The 17631-nt window shown below is 70.4% G+C and carries 11 protein-coding genes; all 11 read right to left on the bottom strand.

The window, feature by feature from the left end; all coding sequences use genetic code 11:
- Positions 1-318 precede the first annotated feature (318 nt).
- Positions 319-2577, bottom strand: coding sequence for a transglutaminase TgpA family protein (locus tag Raf01_RS34855; RefSeq protein ID WP_203922351.1), 2259 nt, complete (start codon positions 2575-2577; stop codon positions 319-321).
- Positions 2574-3788, bottom strand: a complete 1215-nt coding sequence (locus Raf01_RS34850) for a DUF58 domain-containing protein (RefSeq protein WP_203922350.1) — start codon at positions 3786-3788, stop codon at positions 2574-2576. Before Raf01_RS34850 ends, Raf01_RS34855 begins: the two co-directional genes overlap by 4 nt.
- A gap of 15 nt (positions 3789-3803) precedes the next feature.
- A complete protein-coding gene (locus tag Raf01_RS34845; protein WP_203922349.1) occupies positions 3804-4796 on the bottom strand; it encodes an AAA family ATPase in 993 nt (330 codons plus the stop codon).
- A 73-nt stretch (positions 4797-4869) separates the two neighbouring features.
- Positions 4870-7215 (bottom strand): fibronectin type III domain-containing protein, encoded by a 2346-nt coding sequence (locus Raf01_RS50655; RefSeq protein ID WP_203922348.1) that lies wholly within the window; start codon positions 7213-7215, stop codon positions 4870-4872.
- A 101-nt stretch (positions 7216-7316) separates the two neighbouring features.
- Positions 7317-7667 carry a hypothetical protein gene (locus tag Raf01_RS34835; protein WP_203922347.1) on the bottom strand — a complete coding sequence of 117 codons (351 nt, stop codon included), beginning with the start codon at positions 7665-7667 and terminating at the stop codon, positions 7317-7319.
- 5 nt (positions 7668-7672) lie between these two features.
- Positions 7673-9097, bottom strand: coding sequence for a HEAT repeat domain-containing protein (locus tag Raf01_RS34830; protein WP_203922346.1), 1425 nt, complete (start codon positions 9095-9097; stop codon positions 7673-7675).
- Positions 9069-14870, bottom strand: coding sequence for a WXG100-like domain-containing protein (locus Raf01_RS34825; protein WP_203922345.1), 5802 nt, complete (start codon positions 14868-14870; stop codon positions 9069-9071). The genes Raf01_RS34830 and Raf01_RS34825 overlap by 29 nt, the downstream gene beginning before the upstream one ends.
- Positions 14871-14880: 10 nt before the next feature.
- A complete protein-coding gene (locus Raf01_RS34820; RefSeq protein WP_203922344.1) occupies positions 14881-15201 on the bottom strand; it encodes a hypothetical protein in 321 nt (106 codons plus the stop codon).
- A gap of 7 nt (positions 15202-15208) precedes the next feature.
- Entirely contained in the window at positions 15209-15676 is a 468-nt protein-coding gene (locus Raf01_RS34815; RefSeq protein ID WP_203922343.1) for a YbaB/EbfC family nucleoid-associated protein, read from the bottom strand.
- 5 nt (positions 15677-15681) lie between these two features.
- Entirely contained in the window at positions 15682-17169 is a 1488-nt protein-coding gene (locus Raf01_RS34810; protein ID WP_203922342.1) for a hypothetical protein, read from the bottom strand.
- Positions 17170-17206: 37 nt separating this feature from the next.
- Entirely contained in the window at positions 17207-17614 is a 408-nt protein-coding gene (locus Raf01_RS34805; protein WP_203922341.1) for a hypothetical protein, read from the bottom strand.
- Between the last annotated feature and the right edge of the window lie 17 nt (positions 17615-17631).

Here is a 17631-nt window from a genome sequence, read left to right as displayed (position 1 = left end):
AGTCGCCTCTGAGCTTGGGGCGGCGCTCCGGAGCCAGAAGTGGCACCCTGAGCTGGAAGTGGCGCCCTGAGCTGGAATTGGCTCCCCTGCGCGAAGGCGCCGCCGCCCCGCGCCATAAGCGCCACCCTGCGCAAAGGCGCCACCCTGCGCGAAGACGCCACCCCGCGCGAAGACGCCACCCCGCGCGAAGACGCCACTCCGCGCGAAGCACTCTGCGCGGAGGCGTCGCCATTGAGCCCGGGGCACGAGGCCCGGGCCGCGAAGCCCGGATCCGGCTGCGGGCGCGTGGGGCGGTCGCACCCCCGCCCGGCGAGCGGCCTACGACCGCAGCACCGCCGGCCGCAACCGGTACCGCAGCATCGCGAGCCGCCCGACCGCCCGGGGTATCGCCGGACGTACCGCGTCCACCTGCTGCCAGGCGATGGCACCGTAGTGCGCCGGACCCGGCCCTCCGGACGGTGTCGCGAATTCGGGCAGTGTCCCGGATTCGGCCAGTGTCCCGGATTCGGATAGTGCCCCGGATTCGGGCAGCGCCGCGAATTCTGAGAACGTCGCGAAGTCGGCGAGCGCCGCGAGGTGGTTCAGGTGCCCGCCGGTGTCGCCACCGAGCCGGTTCGCCGCCGCGACGGCCACCTCCCCGGTGGTACGGGCGGACAGGTCGCCCAGGCGCAGCGGGCCGAGCCGGTACACAAGTTCCGTCCAGGCTCCGGCCACCCTGCCGGCCGCCCGCCGCCGCCGTGTCCGCAGGTACGGCACGAGCAGCACCGCCGCGAGGTACCCGACGGCCAGTCCGGCCGGAAGGATCAGCAGGTACGGCCACCAGGACAGGCCGGAGCCGCCGTGCCGGCCGGAACCGTGCGAGACGTGCGGAGCGGTGGAGGGCAGCACCGGCCGGGTCACCGGCGCGGAGGCCAACGAGTCGTCGATCTCCTGCCGGGCACTCGTCGCACCGGCGGGGGTGGCCTGGGCACCGGCCGACGCGCTGCCGGCCACCGGGGTCGGGTAGAACGGGACCCAGCCGATGCCCCGGAAGTCCACTTCGGGCCAGACCAGCGCGTCGGAGCCGCGCACGGTGTAGCTGCCGTCAGGCGCGGGCAGGCCGGTCGCGAAGCCGACCACGATCCGGGTGGGCAGGCCGAGACTGCGCGCCATCACCGCAAAGGCGGTCGCGAACTGCTCGGTGGTGCCCCGGTGGGCGACGGTCAGGAAGTACGCGAGGTGCCCGTACGTGTGGCCGGGCGGCGCGGTCGGGTCGTTGGTCTCGGTACCGCGAAGGTAGGTCTCCAGCCGGGTCGCCTGCTGCGCCGGGAACGTCGCGCCCGCGGTCGCCTGCTGCGCGGTGTCCACAATGGACTGCGGTAGGCCGGACGGAAGGGTGAGCGCGGCCCGGGCCGCAGGGTCCTCGGCGGGTACCGCGAAGCGCAGCGTGGCCGCGTCGAACTCGGGTACCCGCGAGGTGACCTCGTACCGCAGGTCCGGACGCAGCCCGGTCTGGCTCAGCAGCACGCCGGTGGACGGGTCGACGTCCACCGCCGTGCCGGTGACCGCCGACGGGGACTCGGCGGCCGGCAGCCACAGGCCGGTCAGCCCGCCGACGGTGACCTCGGTCGTCATCCGGATGGTGCGCGCCGGTCCGCTTTCCGGGGCCGGCACCCGCTGCCCGGTGGAGACGAACCGGCCGCTGGTGGTCCAGGTCTGCCCGTCGAACACGTCCAGCGACGCGATCCGCCAGTCCACCGCGCTCGGACTCCGCGCGCTGAACAGCGGTAGTCCCGGGGTGGCCAGCCAGGCGGACACCTGGTCCAGCGGGTTCACGGTGGTGCGCGGCTGGCCCGCCGGCATCACATAGTGCCGCAGGTCGAACGGCTTGCGCTGGTCCAGTACCGGCAGCCGGGGACCGAGCAACGCGGCGACCAGGGCGACCGCGCCGAGCATCGGCAGGCCGGCCAGGTATCGGCGCAGCACGGCACGCCGCTGCCCGCGCTCCGGCTGCCGCATCAGCGCGAAGAACAGGGCGAGCGCCAGGAACCCGACCGCCACCGCCAGGTTGGAGCCGGGCCCGCTGACCCCGAGCAGCAGCCCGGCCAGCAACAGGAGCAGCGGCGGCACCATCGGGCCGATCGCGGTGCGGGTGCGGGCGGTCAGCTCGGCGGCGGCGTACCCGGCGACCCAGACCAGCGCGGACACCGCGACCAGCAGCCGGGGCTGCGCCGGCGCGGGCAGGATGGTGGCCAGCAGTTGCAGCCACGAGTCGCGCAGCCCGGCACCGATGTCGCCGAGCGTGGCGGCGCTGGGCAGCACGACCAGTACGGCGTCGGAGCGCAACACGGTCGCTCCGGCCAGCAGCAGCCAGACCACCACCGACAGCGGCGCGGCGAGCCAGAGCGAGAGCCGCCGCGAACCCGTCGACACCAGCGCCACCAGTAACGCCGAACCGAACCCGGCGACGGCGAGTACCGGCAGCAGCGCGCCGACCGCGAAGACCCGGTGCAGGGCCAGCCCGGCGCATCCGGTCAACAGCGCGCTGACCAGAAGCTCGCTCACCACGAGCGCCGGCATCGCCCCGGCCCGGCTCATCCGGCCACCCCGGCGCCGGCGGTGGCGCGCCAGCCTGCGGCGAACGCGGTGAGGTCGGCGGCGTCGATCGCGGTGACCGGCAGCCCGGCCGGCAGCGGCGGCAGTCCGGTGCCGGTGCGCACCAGGACGGTACGGTCGAAGTGCGCCCGTACGCCGGACAGCCGGTCGATCTCCTCCGCGCCCGCCGTGCCGGTGACCATCGACAGCGACCCACCCGACTGGCCCGGGCGGACGGCGCCGATCACCGCGGCCAGGTCGGCCGGCCCAGCCGCGCGCACGAGCGCGAGCTGGCGCAGCAGGGTACCGGTCTCGGCCCGGCCGCCCTCCGCGGTGAAGTACGGCCCGTCCGCGGTCAGCACCGCGATCGGGAAGCCCGAGCGTGCCGCGGCGAGCAGGATGGAGGCCGCCACGTCGACCGCGACCTCGAACCCTTCACTGTCTACATAGGACGCTTCCCGGTTGTCGAGCAGCACGATGGTGCGCGGCAGGCTCGAGTCGACCAGGTGGCGGACCATCAGCCGGCCGGTGCGCGCCGACGTCCGCCAGTGGATGTGACGCAGGTCGTCACCGAAGACGTACTCGCGCAGGGCATGGAACGTGACCGTGCCGCTGGGCGCGGTATCGGAGGTCGGACCGTCCACATTGGCCGCCCGACCGGAGGGCAGCGCGCCGATCGCGACGGTACGCGGGTGCACCAGCAGGGTGGCCGGGTCGCCGTACGCGTGCACGCGGCGGAACAGGCCGAGCGGATCGGTCGCGGACAGCCGCAGCGGCCCCACCGGAATCTCCCCCCGCCGGCTGGTGGGCAGGAAGTACGTCGTGGTGTTCGACGTGCCCGGCCGCAGCCGTGGGATTTCCACCGAGACGTCGCTGTCCCCGCACCGGTCGGTGGCGACCAGCGGGCGGGTCACCCGGCGGCCCAGGTTGCCCACGGTCACCACACCCAGCGCCTCCTCGCCCCGGGTGACCCGGGTCGGGGCCACCTCGCGGTGTACCCGCAACGGCGTCCGGCGCAGCAGCACCAACCGGCCCAGTACGAGCGCCGCCAGGCACCCGGTGCCGAGCACCGCCAGCTCGGCGTAGCCCAGGAACCAGGCGCCGACGAAACACAGGACGGTACCGGCGGCCACCGCCCATCCGCGCCGGCTGATCTGGGTCGTGGCGCGGCGACCGGCGCGCCGAGCGAGAGTGGTCGCAGGCAGACCGGTCATAGGCATAGGCACCGGTCAGCTCCGCGCCACGGTGGCGGTCTGCGGCACCGGTACCCCGGCCATCGTCTCCTCGACGACCTCCGCCGCGGTACGCCCGCGCAGCTCCGCCTCCGGAGTCAACACGATCCGGTGGGACAGCACCGGGACGGCCAGCGCCTTGACGTCGGCCGGCGTCACGTATCCGCGGCTGTCGGCCACCGCCCGGGCACGGGCCGCGCGCAACAGCGCGACACTGGCCCGCGGCGAGGCACCGAGCCGTACCCCGGCCGCGACCCGGGTCGCGGCCACCAGCTCGACGATGTAGTCGTACAGCGACGGGGCGACATAGATGTTGCTGGCGAACGCGATCAGCTGGCCGATCTCGGCGGCGGCGCTGACTGCGGAAAGCCCCTCCACCAGCGACCCGGAACCGGTCGCCGTCCCCATCAACACGGACACCTCGGAGGCGTGGTCGGGGTAGCCGACCGACAGCCGCATCAGGAACCGGTCGAGCTGCGCCTCGGGAAGCGGGTAGGTGCCACTCATGTCGATCGGGTTCTGGGTGGCGATCACCATGAACGGTCTCGGTACCGGCTGCGGCCGTCCGTCGACAGTGACCCGCCGCTCCTCCATCACCTCCAGCAGCGCGGACTGGGTCTTCGGCGACGCGCGGTTGATCTCATCGCCGTGCAGGATGTTGGCGAACACCGGCCCGGGGTGGAACTGGAACGCGCCGTTGGCCGGGTTGTAGATGGACACCCCGGTGACGTCGGAGGGCAGCAGGTCCGGGGTGAACTGGATGCGTTGCAGCCGCCCGTCGATCGACGCGGCCAGCGAGCGCGCGAGCATCGTCTTGCCGACCCCGGGCACGTCCTCGATCAGCAGATGGCCCTCGGCGAGCAGGCAGGTCAGCGCCAGCTCGATGATGTCCCGCTTGCCGCGGATCACCCGCTCGATGTTGTCGGCGATCTCGGTGAAGCGCGTCGCGAAGTACTCGGGCGTGATCGTCGGGGGCTGCGGTTGCGACATCGTTTCTCTCCGGGTTGGTCGCCGTCCGGCGATCGGGTCGAGGGCAACCGCCGGCAGGCGGCGCGGGGGTCGGTCAGCAGTTCCAGGCGCCGGAGGCACCGGTGACGTATGCGGTCGCGATGTATCCGGCGTAGGGCGACGTGACCTGGTACCAGGTATCGCCGGTCGGGCTGCCGGTCGGGTCCGTCCAGCTTCCCCCGTTTTTCTCGCACTTCACCGTCACGGCGGCGGTGCTGCCTTTGTCGAACGTGTGCACGATGTTTCCTGTGCCGCTGGCACTCGTCGACGAGCGCACGTTGACACCATAGAGCGCGTCGCCGCCGAGGTGGCCGTTGACGTTGTGTGCGATCTGCACCGAACCCTGCGCCGGCGGCTGGCTGGATCCGGCGCCGTTCTTGGCTGCGACCGTGACCGTGTAGCTGGAGAAGTTCGTCAGGCCGGTGATGGTCGCCGAGGTGCCAGAGGCACTCAGGGTCTTGCCGCCGCCCTTCACGGTGTACGTGACCTTCGCTCCCCCGTCGCTGCTGGGCGCCTGCCAGGACACGCCGATCTGCCTCTGGGTCGAGCCGTTGAGCTTCAGGCTGCGTGGCATGCTCGGCACCAGGCACGGCTGGGCGCCGCCGCCGCTCGCCTGCTTCGGGCCGGTGCTGTAGTTGGCCACCACGGTGAACTTGTACGGCGTGCCAGTGCAGGCCAGCCCGGTGACGTGGAAGCTGTACGGGCCGCCGGCCGGCACCGAATCCGGGCTCACCGAGGCGCCGGACGGCAGGCCGGACAGGGTGTAGCTGGTCGGCGTGGCACCGGACGACGGGCTGAACTTCACGTCGATGTATCCGGGGCCGGGAGTCTCGGAGACGCCGTGCGCCGAGTCCGGGGGCGCTCCGGCCGGCGTGGTGGCCGGCGGCTTCGGCGAAGGCGACTTCGGCGCCGCTGGCTGGGTTGTCGGCGGCTTGGTTGTCGGCGGTGCCGGCGGGCTTGACCTCGTGACCGGGGGTGGCGGGTTCCCGCCCCGGCCGCCGCCACCGCCGCCGGCTCCACCGCCGCCCTGACCGCCCGCGCCGGACTGGCCGTTGCCGCCACCGGACTGGTTGCCGCCGTTGCCCGAGTTTCCCCTGCGGCCGGGGTCGTCGCCGGGCCCGGGCAGCGACCCTCCGCCGGAGGTCTGGGTCGGGGTCGGCGACGCGTGCGGCAGCGGGCCGCCCGGCAGATCCGGGGTGTACTTGCTGATCGTGTGCACCGCACCCGCGGAATCCACGGACACGGCGGCGGCTCCGCTCGCGTCGTTGGCCCACAGCATGCCGTCGTTGAGGAACAGGTTCAGCCGGCCGGACCGGCCGGACACGTTGACCTGGTTGAGCAGGCGGCCGGAGGCCGAGTCATACACGATCAGCCGTCCGGTGGTGTTGTCCGGGATGTAGACCCGGCCGCCCAACGTCTCCGGCCCACCGAGGTCGTCGCGGTCGAACCCGTCCAGGTTCACCGAGGTCGGCCGGCCGGCCGCGGTGTCCACCACCACCATCTGGTGCGAACCGGTCGCCAGCAACGGAATCACCGCGCCGTCGGTGCTGGCCGGGGCGAGCAGGGTGGCCGGCGGCGGGCCGCCCGGACCGGTCGGCAGGTTGACCGTGCGCCGACCGCCACCCGGGACCAGGACGGTCATCGTCGCGCTCGTCACGTCGGTGACCACCGGCGTGCCGGCGGCGATCGTCAGGGTGAACAGGTCGCCGGGCGAGCCGACCGTCACCGGGGCGCCGGCCGTGCCGCCGCTCACCGGGGTCAGCTGGCCGGAGCGCAGTACCGGAACCCAGGCCGTGCCGTGCCCGTCGACGGCCGCGGTGCCCAGCGGCGCGGTCAGGCCGACCGGCGGCCCGATCACACTGAGCCGATCCGGATCGATCGGCTGCACCAGTCCCTTGACCGGATCCACCACGTATGCCTTGCCGCCGCCCGCGACCACCTGCACGCCCGCGGAGCCGTAGCTCACCGACTGCGTGACGGTCAGCTGTGCCGGGTCGATGCGGGTGACCGTGCCGGTCACCGTGTCCTCGACCAGCACGGTGTCGCCGTCCTGGATCACTTTGAGCGGGTGGCCGGCCGCGTTGGTGAGCGTCACCCGGGTGTCGGCCTTGCCGGACAGCCCGTTGGCGTGCGTGACCGAACCCTGCGAGTCGTTCGCGAGCCACGCGCCGATGTCCGCGATGCGCGGCAGCACGCTGTGCGCCCCACCGCCGAACCCGACCAGCGACACGATCAGCACGGCGACCGCGCCGACCGCGGTGATGCCGGCCAGCCGCTCGGTGCGCAGCACCCGGACAGCGCGCGCCACGGTGCTCTCCTGCCGGCCCCGGGCCACGGTGACCCGGTCGTCCGCGCCGCCCCCCGGACGTTGGCCGGTCCTGGTGTGGTCCGTGCTCACCATGCCCGCGCCCTCCCCAGGGAATCCGAGCGATGCAGCAAAGCCAACGAGAAGGTCAGATCCGTGTATCGACGCCGGCGGAGCATAGCAGCCGCATCCGACAGTCAGCCGTCACGCGACGCCGAGAACGCGTCCCACGCGTGGCGCGCGGCGGCATCGTCCAGCGGCGGGCAGCGGTAGTCGTTGCGGCGGATGTGCTCCACCAGTTCGGGCTCGGGCGGGATGCCGTACCGGTCCGCGTAGTACGCGAGGACGTCGCTCCACACCCACACGCCGTCGCTGCGCACGCTGAGCCCGACCGGTGCACCCATCGAGGCGTCGTACCGGTCGGCCGTGGTCGCGGTGGTGAACAGGATCGCGGTGCCCGACGCGAGATACTCCGCGACCCGGGACGCGTCGGCCGGCGGTTCGCCATCGGGATTGTCGGGCAGCGCGACAGCGGCGACCCGTACCATGGCGGCTATTCTCCCACCGCGAGGCGCTGGGCTTCGTCCTGCGAAATGACGACAAGCCCGGGATCCGCGGTCACCTCGGTGGTCCGCCAGACACCGCCCGCCAACTCCTCGTCAACCGGTTCGGGCCCGACCGCGATCCGGCGCAGTACGCGCACCGGCGGCTGCGCCGTGGAGTAGTAGGTGACCTCGGGTGGCTGGTCGTCGCCGGAGAACCGGTGTATGGCGGTGAGTCCAGCGCCGGCCATCTCCCGTACCTCCGGATCCGGGTCGGCGGTGGCCAACCAGTCGAGTACCGGGCCGAACTCGGCCCACGCCGGATAGCTGACCAGTCCGGCGGTCAGCGCGCGCAACTCCGGTACCGGATCGCGCAGCACCGCCAGGAACGCGACGTAGACGTCGGGCTCGTACCGCAGCGGAGCGGTCGCCGCCAGCACCTGCACGGCCCGGGCCCGGTCCGACTCGGTGTCCGACCGCTGCAGATAGGCCAACGCGTGCCGGGTGGCCACGGTCGGGAACGTCGCCCGGATACCGCTCGCCACCCGCGCCACGGCGCCGCCGCCACCACCGGACAGCAGGAGCAGATCCCGTTCCACGGTCTCGTCGGCGGTGAAGCGGACAGACACCCCGGCGCCGGTTCGCCACTCGCCCGGCTCCAACTCCTCCCAGCCCTGGCCGGCGGCGTAGTTCCCGACGTCGGCGGCCGACGGCCGGTGCAGCAGCGTGATCCGGACCTCCTCGGGCTCGTCGGCCGACCCCGCATCCTCTGGCCCCGCATCCTCTGGCGTTGCCGCCTCCGGCGTTGCCGCCTCCGGCGTTTCCGCCTCCGGCCCGGCGCCGGACCCGGACTCGGCCGGCAGCAGGATCAGGGTGCCTCCCGCGATCCGCCGCACGTCCTCGTCGGGGTCCTGCTCGATGAGCCGCCGCAGGGCCGACGCGAACTCGGGGAGCGCCAAATACCGGATCGCAACTGCGGCGGCCATCCGGACTCCGGCCTGCTCGTCGGTCAGCGCCTCCGCGATCGCCTGGTACGCGGCCTCACGATCCGGGCCCGGGTCGGTGGGTGCGGTGATCGCGACCAGCGGCAGGAACAGCACCCGCTGCCGGTCGCCGGTGGCACTCCGGTACAGCCGGACCGCCTCGGCGGCGGACACCGGCTGGAACAACGACTCGATCTCGCTGGCCAGAACGTCCCACTCGGCGGCCGACTCCGGACTGTCCACCATGGACTCGGTGACGACGACCGGGACGTCGAGCGCCGGCTCGTCGACCAACTCCACACGCAGGCCCCGGGGGGTGAACCACAGTCCGGCGCTGACCTCGCCGTCGTCGCCGGTGGCCTCGGCGTGCTGAGACCACCGGTGAGCCCGTGCGTACAGCGCGAACCGGGCGCCGTCCTGCGAGCTACGCAGGACTGTCCGGCGAACCGCCACGAGACACACCCCCAAAGCGCGAGTAGAGCCGATCGAGCAGTACGGACACTGTATCCTCGCACCGTTGACGGCTCGGGCTCAGCAGGCCCATGCCCAGCGGACCCAGCGCAGCCGGGCCGTACTCGCCGGGCGCGATATTCCCATCCAGCTCGTCGAGATACCTGGCGTAGTCCATGAGAATTCCGCGCTCTCTCGCCTGGAACTCCATGACGCCCAGGCCCGAGCCGACTGTCGTGTGCTGGTTTTCTTTCCGGTACTGCTTCAGGTCGGTCAGGTACTCGGCTAGCGTGTACCGGCGCCGCTCATCGGTGCCGGGACTCAGCTTGTCCTGTTGCTCCCGCACGTAGCGGACGCCGTCGGCGATCGGGTTGGAGCCGACCGGCGCCATCAGATTCCGCTCCGCGATCGCCTGCCCGAGTGGCAACCGGCCGGCCTTCGCCATATCCAGCAACATGAGGTTGGTCGGGTTGGCCTCGTGATAGCGCTCGGCCTCGATGTCCACGACGAGGTAGGAAGTCGCGGCCACGGTACTGATCAGCCGCCCACCGTGAGTCTTCTCCAGCTCGGTCCGGGCGCCGGCCAGGCGGTAGAGGGCATCGAGGTCGATGGGCTGGCGCGTCTGCACCGCGGCGAGGAACTCCGGATCGTGCGCCATGGCGAGCGCGACCACCGGAGCGAGCTGATGCGGCACCCCGGCCGCGATCAGACCCTGGACCTCCGGTGACGGGTGCGGCAGCCCGTCGGTCCAGCCTACGAATCTGACCAGCGCGTCGTCGAGGGCGTTCTGAGGGACGGCCGAATGGTCCGAGGGCGGGTCGCCGGCGAAGAAGTTGAGACGGTCCACGATGGCCTGGTAGCTGTCGCCGCCGCTCTTCGCCTCCTCACCGTCGGCACCGGTCCGCCTCGGGATATCGACCTTCGGCAGATCCACGATCTTGAACCGAGGATCGAACGAAGCCCACAGGTCGGCGAGCGCCTTGTGCACCGCGTCGATCTTCCCGGAAAGGTTCGCCAGCGCCTGCGCCTGGGCTGTCTGCCCGGCCCCGGCCGCTGCTTCCCGAGCGGTCTCGACCGTCCCTTGCGAGGTCTTGAGGTGTTCCTGCAACGACTCCCGGTTGATGGTCGTCTCGATGTCCGGCAATCCGAGCTCCTGCCCGGACGGCAATGTCTTTTCGGCGGCGCGCAGTGCCGTGATCATGTCGTCGCGCGTCGTGTCGTAGACGCCCTGCTCTGCCCCGTACTCGATCCTCCCGGCCCGGCGCTCGTGGATCTGCACGTGATGCGCCGTCACATTCTGATGCCCGTTGTGGAGATACTCCCGGGAAACCTCGGGGTTCAGCTCCGCGCGCTCGACCAGGTTCTCGACCTTCCCGGCGGAGGACGCGTAGCTCACCGGCAGATCCTTGGGATGCGGCGACTGTGCCGCTTCACCCTCGAAGAACGTGTCGAACGACACCGTGCCTACCGCGTGCCCCGAACGGAATTGCTTGGTGAGCTTCGCCAGCAGTCGGTGCAGTGCCAGATCGGGCTCCACGTCAATCGGTTCGTGGCGCCTCAGACCCTTCCTGCCCAGCTCATACAGGTCGGCTCGCGGTTCGGGTCCGCGCGGCTCCGGATTGAGGATCGTCGCCAGCGACTCGCGCGGGGTTTCCCAGCCCGGGGGCGCCTTCGGCAGCAGTTCGTCGCCGGCGGTTAGCTCCCGGGATCCACTGGCCTCCGGGGCGTATACGGTCCACACCCCGTCCGGTGGCCGGCGCGGGTACGGGTCGTGCTCCGGATCGACCGGGCTCGCCGAGACAACCTCGCCGTACTTCGTCAACCACACCGGGCGGTCCGCGGCCACCACCGGGCGACCCAGCTCCCGTGCCAACTGAGCGGCCGCCTCGCCGCCGCCCGCCTCGCAGGCGATCAGCCGGACCACCGAGTCCTTCGGCGGTAGGCCGATCTCGTCGAAGACCGCGCGGAACGGGATGACATGATCGCCGAGCAGGAAGCCGTCCGGAGTCGCGTGCGCCACGATGTTGACAAAACGACCATCGTTCGACATCGCCCCGGCACGCGCGGCCAGTTCCTGCCCGGCCGGATCGTCCGAGTGCAACGACCAGCCCGACGGCGTGCGGTCCAGGATCACCCGGCCCACCACCGGGCCGTCCTCTCCGCCGGATCGCAGCTCGAAGACTCGGCGGTTCTCGGTCGACGCGCCGGGCACCTCGCTCAGGTGTCCGACCGGGTGTGCGGAGCTTTCCCCGTCGCCGAGATGCTGGAGGTCCTCCGGCTCGGAGAGGTCGGCCAGCATGCGTCTGATCTGCTCGGTCTGGTACGGGTTGCCCTCCGCCGCCTTCCGCACCTTCTCCAGGAGCGCGTCGAAGGTGGACTTCTTCGGCGGGCCGAACTTCTCCAGCTCTTCCGGCAGCTTGAGATAGCGGCGGTTCACCTCGATGAGTTCGACCAGAGCATTGAGCTTGTGCACCGGTTGAACCCGGTCGCCCGCGGAGAACACTTTGTACATGTCCTCGGTCAGGTTTTGCTTGAGCCGGAACGACTCGGGTGTGTGGTACTGCAGCTCGAAGACCTTGCCCTCCGGGCTGACCAGGGTCGCGTTGAGCCCGTTGTACCGGCTGCCCCGCTGCCAGAAGTTCTTCATGAACTCGCCCGAGCGCAGAGAGCCGTCATTGTCGAACAGCGGTACGGGCTGTTTGTCCGGCCCCTCGAACAGGCGGTATCCGGCCTTCGACAGCGACCGCAGATGTGCCAGGGTGGAGTCGACGAACCCGTCGACCTCGAACGTCGCGGTGTAGCGCTGCAGATCGTTCAGGTCCCCGGAGAACGAACGCAGCAGCGCGTCGGGATCGTTGGTGAGAGCGAGCACCTGCTCGCGCCGCTCCGACGGCAGCTTTTCGATCTTCTCCGCGATGGACGCGGACCGCTTGCGGAAGTTGTCGAGCCCGACCAGCTTCCCCTCGCCACCTCCCTCGCGCTTGGCGGCGGCGAAGGCGTCTTCCAGGTGCCCGCGCACCTTCTGGTCGCTCACCACGATCTGGTCACGGATCTGTTCGAAGAGGTGCCGTCGGTCGACGGTCAGGCCTTCGAGGAATTCCTGCTCCGCGAGGTCGGCTCGCGCTTTCGCCTCGGCAGCCTCGGTGGGAGTCGGATCGATCTGCCAGGGCCGCAAGGGATCGGGCTGCGCGGAGGACAATTGGGCGGACCGACGGTTCGGGTCGTCGTCGCCCCCGGCAGCCGCTTCCTGGGCCGCCACTGTGGTCTCGGCGGTGCGACCCGCTTGGCCGGATGTCGCCGCAGCCGGGCCGGGCGGCTCAACCGTCTCGACTTTCAACGCGGCGAAGATCTCGTTTCGGCTGGGCGTCCGAGGTAGCTGGGACTCCTCGGTGGCCTGTACCCTCTGGCCCGGCTCCTCCTGGAGCGGCTCCTCCTGGAGCGGCTCCTCCTGGAGCGGCTCCTCTTGGCCCTGCTCCTCCTGGCTTTGCTCCTCCGGGCGCGGCTTTTCTTGGAGCGGCCGGCCGACCTGGTCCTCGAAGACTTGGCCACCGGGAGTCGCCTCGGTGAGCTGCTGTTGCTCGCCGGTGGACGCCAGCGGGTCGCCATGTGCCGGCGACGAAGGCGCCGAGCCGCGCTCCCCCGGGGTGTTGTCGTTGCCCGGAGTCTGTCCGGAGGCGTCACCCGACAGCACTTCGACGGCCGAATACCCCTCCCCGTATCCGCGCGGGCCGAACTCCTCCGACTCCAACGCACCCTCAGGCAACTCACTCGCCGGCAACGGCCGAGTCGTCCGCGCAACAGGCCGCTCCTCGGGAACCACCCCCCGGTAGCCCTCCTCGTACCCGCGCGGTTCGGGCTCCGGCTCCAGCTCGCTCTCGTGCAACGGGCGGGTCGCGCGCCCACCCGGCTGCGACTCGGGCAACGGCTTCGTGATCCGGCGCGACTGCTGCGACTCGTTGAGCGGGCGGAGGACCCGTTGCGGTCGCTGCGGCTCGTTCACCGACCGAGCCCCGGTACCGCCGGTTGGTTGTGAACCGGGGACCGGCGGGGTGGGTACGACGTCCGGCGGCAGCTTCTCCTTGCCCGATCCATTGCCCGATCCGCCGCTGTCCCCCAGCGACAGGAAAGACACCGGCTCGCTCGCCTGTTGTCCCGAGCCGGCACCCTCCGCGCCGAGTGGCTGCTCGGCCTGCGCCAGCACACCCTGATCGGAGGCGTCGAAGGCGTTCTGGTCGAAGGCACTCTGATCGGAGACGTTCTCCACCGGCGGCGAGAACTCGACCGTACCGTTACCCGTACCGGCAGGCGGATTCTGAGCCTCGCTCAAAGCCTGGTGGAACGCGAGCGGCGAGACCTCGTTGCCGCTGGGACCGGTGTACCGCACCGTGTTCTTGGAGACCTGCTCGATCTGGCCGATCGGCGTGAAATCCCCGTTGCCGGAACCCGCGAAGACCGTCTGCTTCGTACCCTCGACGTGAGTGACCTGGATCGGCTGGCTGTCGGCGCCGTACGCGACCGTCGAGCCTTTCGGCGCGGTCCACGACTGGCCGTCCTGGGTGAACGCGAACGTGCTGCCGCCGTTGCTGGGCACCTCAGTGCGCACGACGGTCGGCACACCGTCCTCGAAATTCGAGGTGGTCGTCACCCCGTGCCGGGTTACCTGCACCTCGGACGGCACGGCCTGGTATGTCTCGCCCATCCCGGCCGTCTTCTTGATCTGCAGTACGCCGTTGTCGTCCAGCGTGCCCAGCTGGAGCTTGCCCGCATCCGGATGCGGCTTGCCGTCCGCGGTCGTCTCGGGAAACAGGGTGAACGTCTTCTCCCCGGTCTGTACCCCGGTGAACGTGCCCTCGTCCGTAGTGAAGTGCACACTCGGCTTCTCGGTGGCCTGGTGCACGCCGTGGAAGAGCATCCCGGTGAACATGCCGTTGGCGATCGCGTTCAGCGGGTTCTCGCTCGACTTGTCCTGCGCGTACCCCTGCTGCTGCGCGGCCTCCGGGTCGAACACCGCCTGCTCGATGCCGTCCACAGTGGACACAGCGGCATTCGTGGCGACGTTAGTCAGCGCGCCGTTGACCCCCGCGTTGAGCAGGCCACCCAACCCCTTGCCCAGCCGGTTCTCCAGGGTCGTGCCGAGCACCTTGCCGACACCGGCACCGACCAACCCGCCGATCAGGCCCATCTGCGCGGACTGGGCGGCCTCGCCCCAGTCGATGTCCTGGCGGTGGCCGTCGGCAACCATGACGGCCTGGGTGATCAGGTCCGGCAGTACCGCCATGATGACCGCGTCGAGCAGCTTGAAGAGCAGGCCCTCGACCACCTCGCGGGCGACGAACATGGACGCGAAGGCCGCACCCATGCTCAGCCCGCCGGTCGCCGGCGCGATGAGCAGCTCCCAGGCGAGCTGGATCATCAGGATGATGATCTGGATGTCGATCGAGATCTTCGTGAACTCGGTCTGTTCGGCGAAGCTCAGCAGCTCCTCGGCGAGCATCTGGCACTGCTGGGCCAGTTGCCCGACCGCCGAGTCATCTCCGGCGGTGTACTGCTTCCAATAGTTGTCGAACTCGTCGGTGGAGATCGCCTGAACCGAGTAGTGCACGTTCTGTGTCGCCTGGCCGCCGCTGCCGGAGATCGCCACCAGCCCGGCCAGCGCGTCGGTCCACGCCTGGGCGCAGCGGCGTACCGCGTCCTCGTCGGCCTGCGGCCAGTTCTGCCCGACGACGATCGGGTAGACCAGTGGCCACTCCGGCGGGATGATCGGCTGGACGGGCATGGGTCATGCCTCAGCTGTCCGAGGAGATCTGGCTCGCCGACTGCTGCGCCGCGTCGTCCGCGTTCAGGTAGTTCTTCGCCCAGCTGCAGATGCCGTCGACCATGCTCTGCAGGCCGTCGTTGGTGGCACTCAGCTGCTGCAGGGCCGGCAGGGCGGCCGACACGTACTTCCCGCCGAAGGTCTTGCCGGCGTCGTCGCTGCCCCAGCAGGCGCCCTCGACATTCAGCGCATCGGTCAGCGTGGTGTAGATCTGCCGCACCTGATCGGCGACCGAGTCGTACTGCGGGGCGGTCGACTGCAGGTCGTTGGTGTTGGTGGTGAAGCCGGACACGATGCCCTCACAGCGGTTCGGGGGGTGGCGCGGTGGTGGGGCGGCCGCTGAACCGCGCCCGCCATTCGTCGTAGGTCTCGTCGGTCAGCGGCCGCTCCGGGGACCAGGTGGAGACGTCGGCCTCGCCGGTCAGCAGCTTGTCGTAGGAGATCCCGTCAGGCAGGAACGGTGCCATCACGTCGCCGACGCGGCTGGTCACATCCCGCGTCGCCTCGCCGTACAACCGCCGGATCTCCTCCGCCAATTGGGAGGGAGAGAAGCGGCGGTACGCCTTGGGGTCGATCTCCAATCCGGTCAGCCGGGCGTTGGAGTCGACCTGTACCTTCACCGTCCCGTCGGTCGTGGCGGCGCGGCCGGACATGGCGCGCATCCGCTCGCGCGCCGCGGACATGTTGCGCCGCAGCTGCTCGTAGTCGCCGAGCAGCTGCTCCATCCGGGCCCGGAGCTGCGCGTTGGTGCGCGGGTTCGGCTGCATCCCGCCTACAACAGCCCGTCGCCGGCGTCGGTGTCGGCGCCCCACACGTCATCGTCTTCAGACAGCCACGACTGCCGCTGCCGGTCCTTGTTGTCCTTGCCGGCGCCGGCACCCGCGCCCGGTGCCATCGGCATGCCACCCCGGCCGGCCGCTCCGGACAGGCCGGCGCCCTCGCCGGCGAGTCCACCCGAGCCGTCTGCCCCGCCGAGCCCACCACCGAGCCCGCTGCCCGGGCCCCCACCGAGCCCGGCATCGGTGCCCGGCGTGTAGAGCCCGCCGCCGCCCATCCCGGGCAGCCCGGCGCCGGCCAGGCTGCCGTCCGGGCCGAACGACCCCGGGTCGTAGGCGCCGGGGCCCAATGCGCTCGGGTCGTAGGCGGACGGATCGTAGCCACTGGTGTCGTACGCGTTCGGGTCGTACCCGCTGGGGTCGAGCTGACTGGGGTCGTAGCCACTCGTGCTGGCGGAGTTGGGGTCGTAGCCACTGGGATCGAACTGGCTGGGGTTGTAACCGCTCAGCCCGGTCTGACCCGGCGACAAGCCTCCGAGCCCCGAGTCGCCGTACCCGCCCGGGCCGAAGTTGTTGTTGTCATTGTTCGAGGTCTTGGTGCCCTTGGGAAGCTGTGAGTCATCCACCGGGTCGGGTGGCTTGACGAGCGGGTACTCCTTACCGAGATCCTGGACCAACCTGGTGAGTTGCTTGTACCACTCGGTGGGCCGCATGGCCTTCGAGAAGTTACTCGCGTGCTCGCCGTCGACACGGTCATCGGTACGCCAGACAGTCCAGCCGAGCACCAGTCCGGCGTAGTGGCCGTCCTTGCTTGTGTAGTACCAGACGTTCTGGTATTCATTACCGCCGTCGGTGATCTGGAGGTGCGCTGAGGCGCCACCGGCATGGGAGAACTGGTAGTTCTGGTCCATGTTGACCACGGCACCGTTGAGAAACTCGTAGTAACTCGGGACGACGACCGTGGAGCCTTGGGCCAGGTAGTTGTCGCCGACAGCCGCCCACATGTACCGCATGATCGTGGCGATCCTCGCGCACCACTTGTTCCACATGTCGCCGCACTGCTGGTAGTTCTGTTGCGTGGTGAGCAGCAGTTGGTGCGTCACGTCGGTGGCGCCCATGAAGTCCGGGTTGTTGGGTAGAAGGTAGGACTCGCTCGCCGGCACGGGATGCACGATGGCGTTGACCTGACCGGTAGCGTTGGCGGCCGCCTTGAGCCCGAAGTCCCGGACCGCCATCGCCTTCTGGTGGAACTCCTCAGCGGCGTCCCCAGTCCAGTTCGTCATCGCCGCGGCGAGCATCCCGTCGAATGCGCTCTTGTCCGATGGCGAGCGTCCGGTCACGTACTTCATCAACGCCTGGGCGATGCTCGACCAGTTGGTGGTGGCGGTGTTCATCGCCTCGATTCTGGAGTCCAACCCGTGGAAGAAGGCGTCGAGCTGCTTCGGATCGGTGACATTGTCTGAGACACCAAAGGACGTAGGCATTTCGGACCTTCTTCAACCGGACGGCGCCGGAACGTTGTCACGATGTCGATTGCGTGGTCGTCTGCGTTTGGGCCTGCGCTTGGGGCTGTGACACCGGCGCGGTGTCGAAGGCATCGTCGACGGACTGAGCGCTCACCGCGTCGGCATTCGCGGCATTCTCGTAGTTGGTCGCGATCCTGTCCGCCGCTTCGGCGAGGACCTCCAAGGCTGACTTGAACGACTCGAAGTTCTTCTGGAAGCCGGTGTACTGATCGTTGTACAACCCTGCCAAGTCTTGAGCGGAGTCGAACCCGGCGATGTGCTCACCGAAGTCGACAGGGCCCGGCGCCACCGAATTGAGATGCTCGGTGAGCACCGTGTCCCCTCTGATGGCGGTCAGCAGGTCGTTGAGGTTGTCCCGGAAGGTCTTGAGATCTTCAGGATTGAAGGTCACCCCGCCAGCCATTGCTCACCCCCTTCCAG

Origin of the sequence: Rugosimonospora africana (assembly GCF_016862975.1) — a bacterium.
Classification (GTDB): Bacteria; Actinomycetota; Actinomycetes; order Mycobacteriales; family Micromonosporaceae; genus Rugosimonospora; species Rugosimonospora africana.
This window is presented reverse-complemented; position numbering and strand designations above follow the sequence as displayed.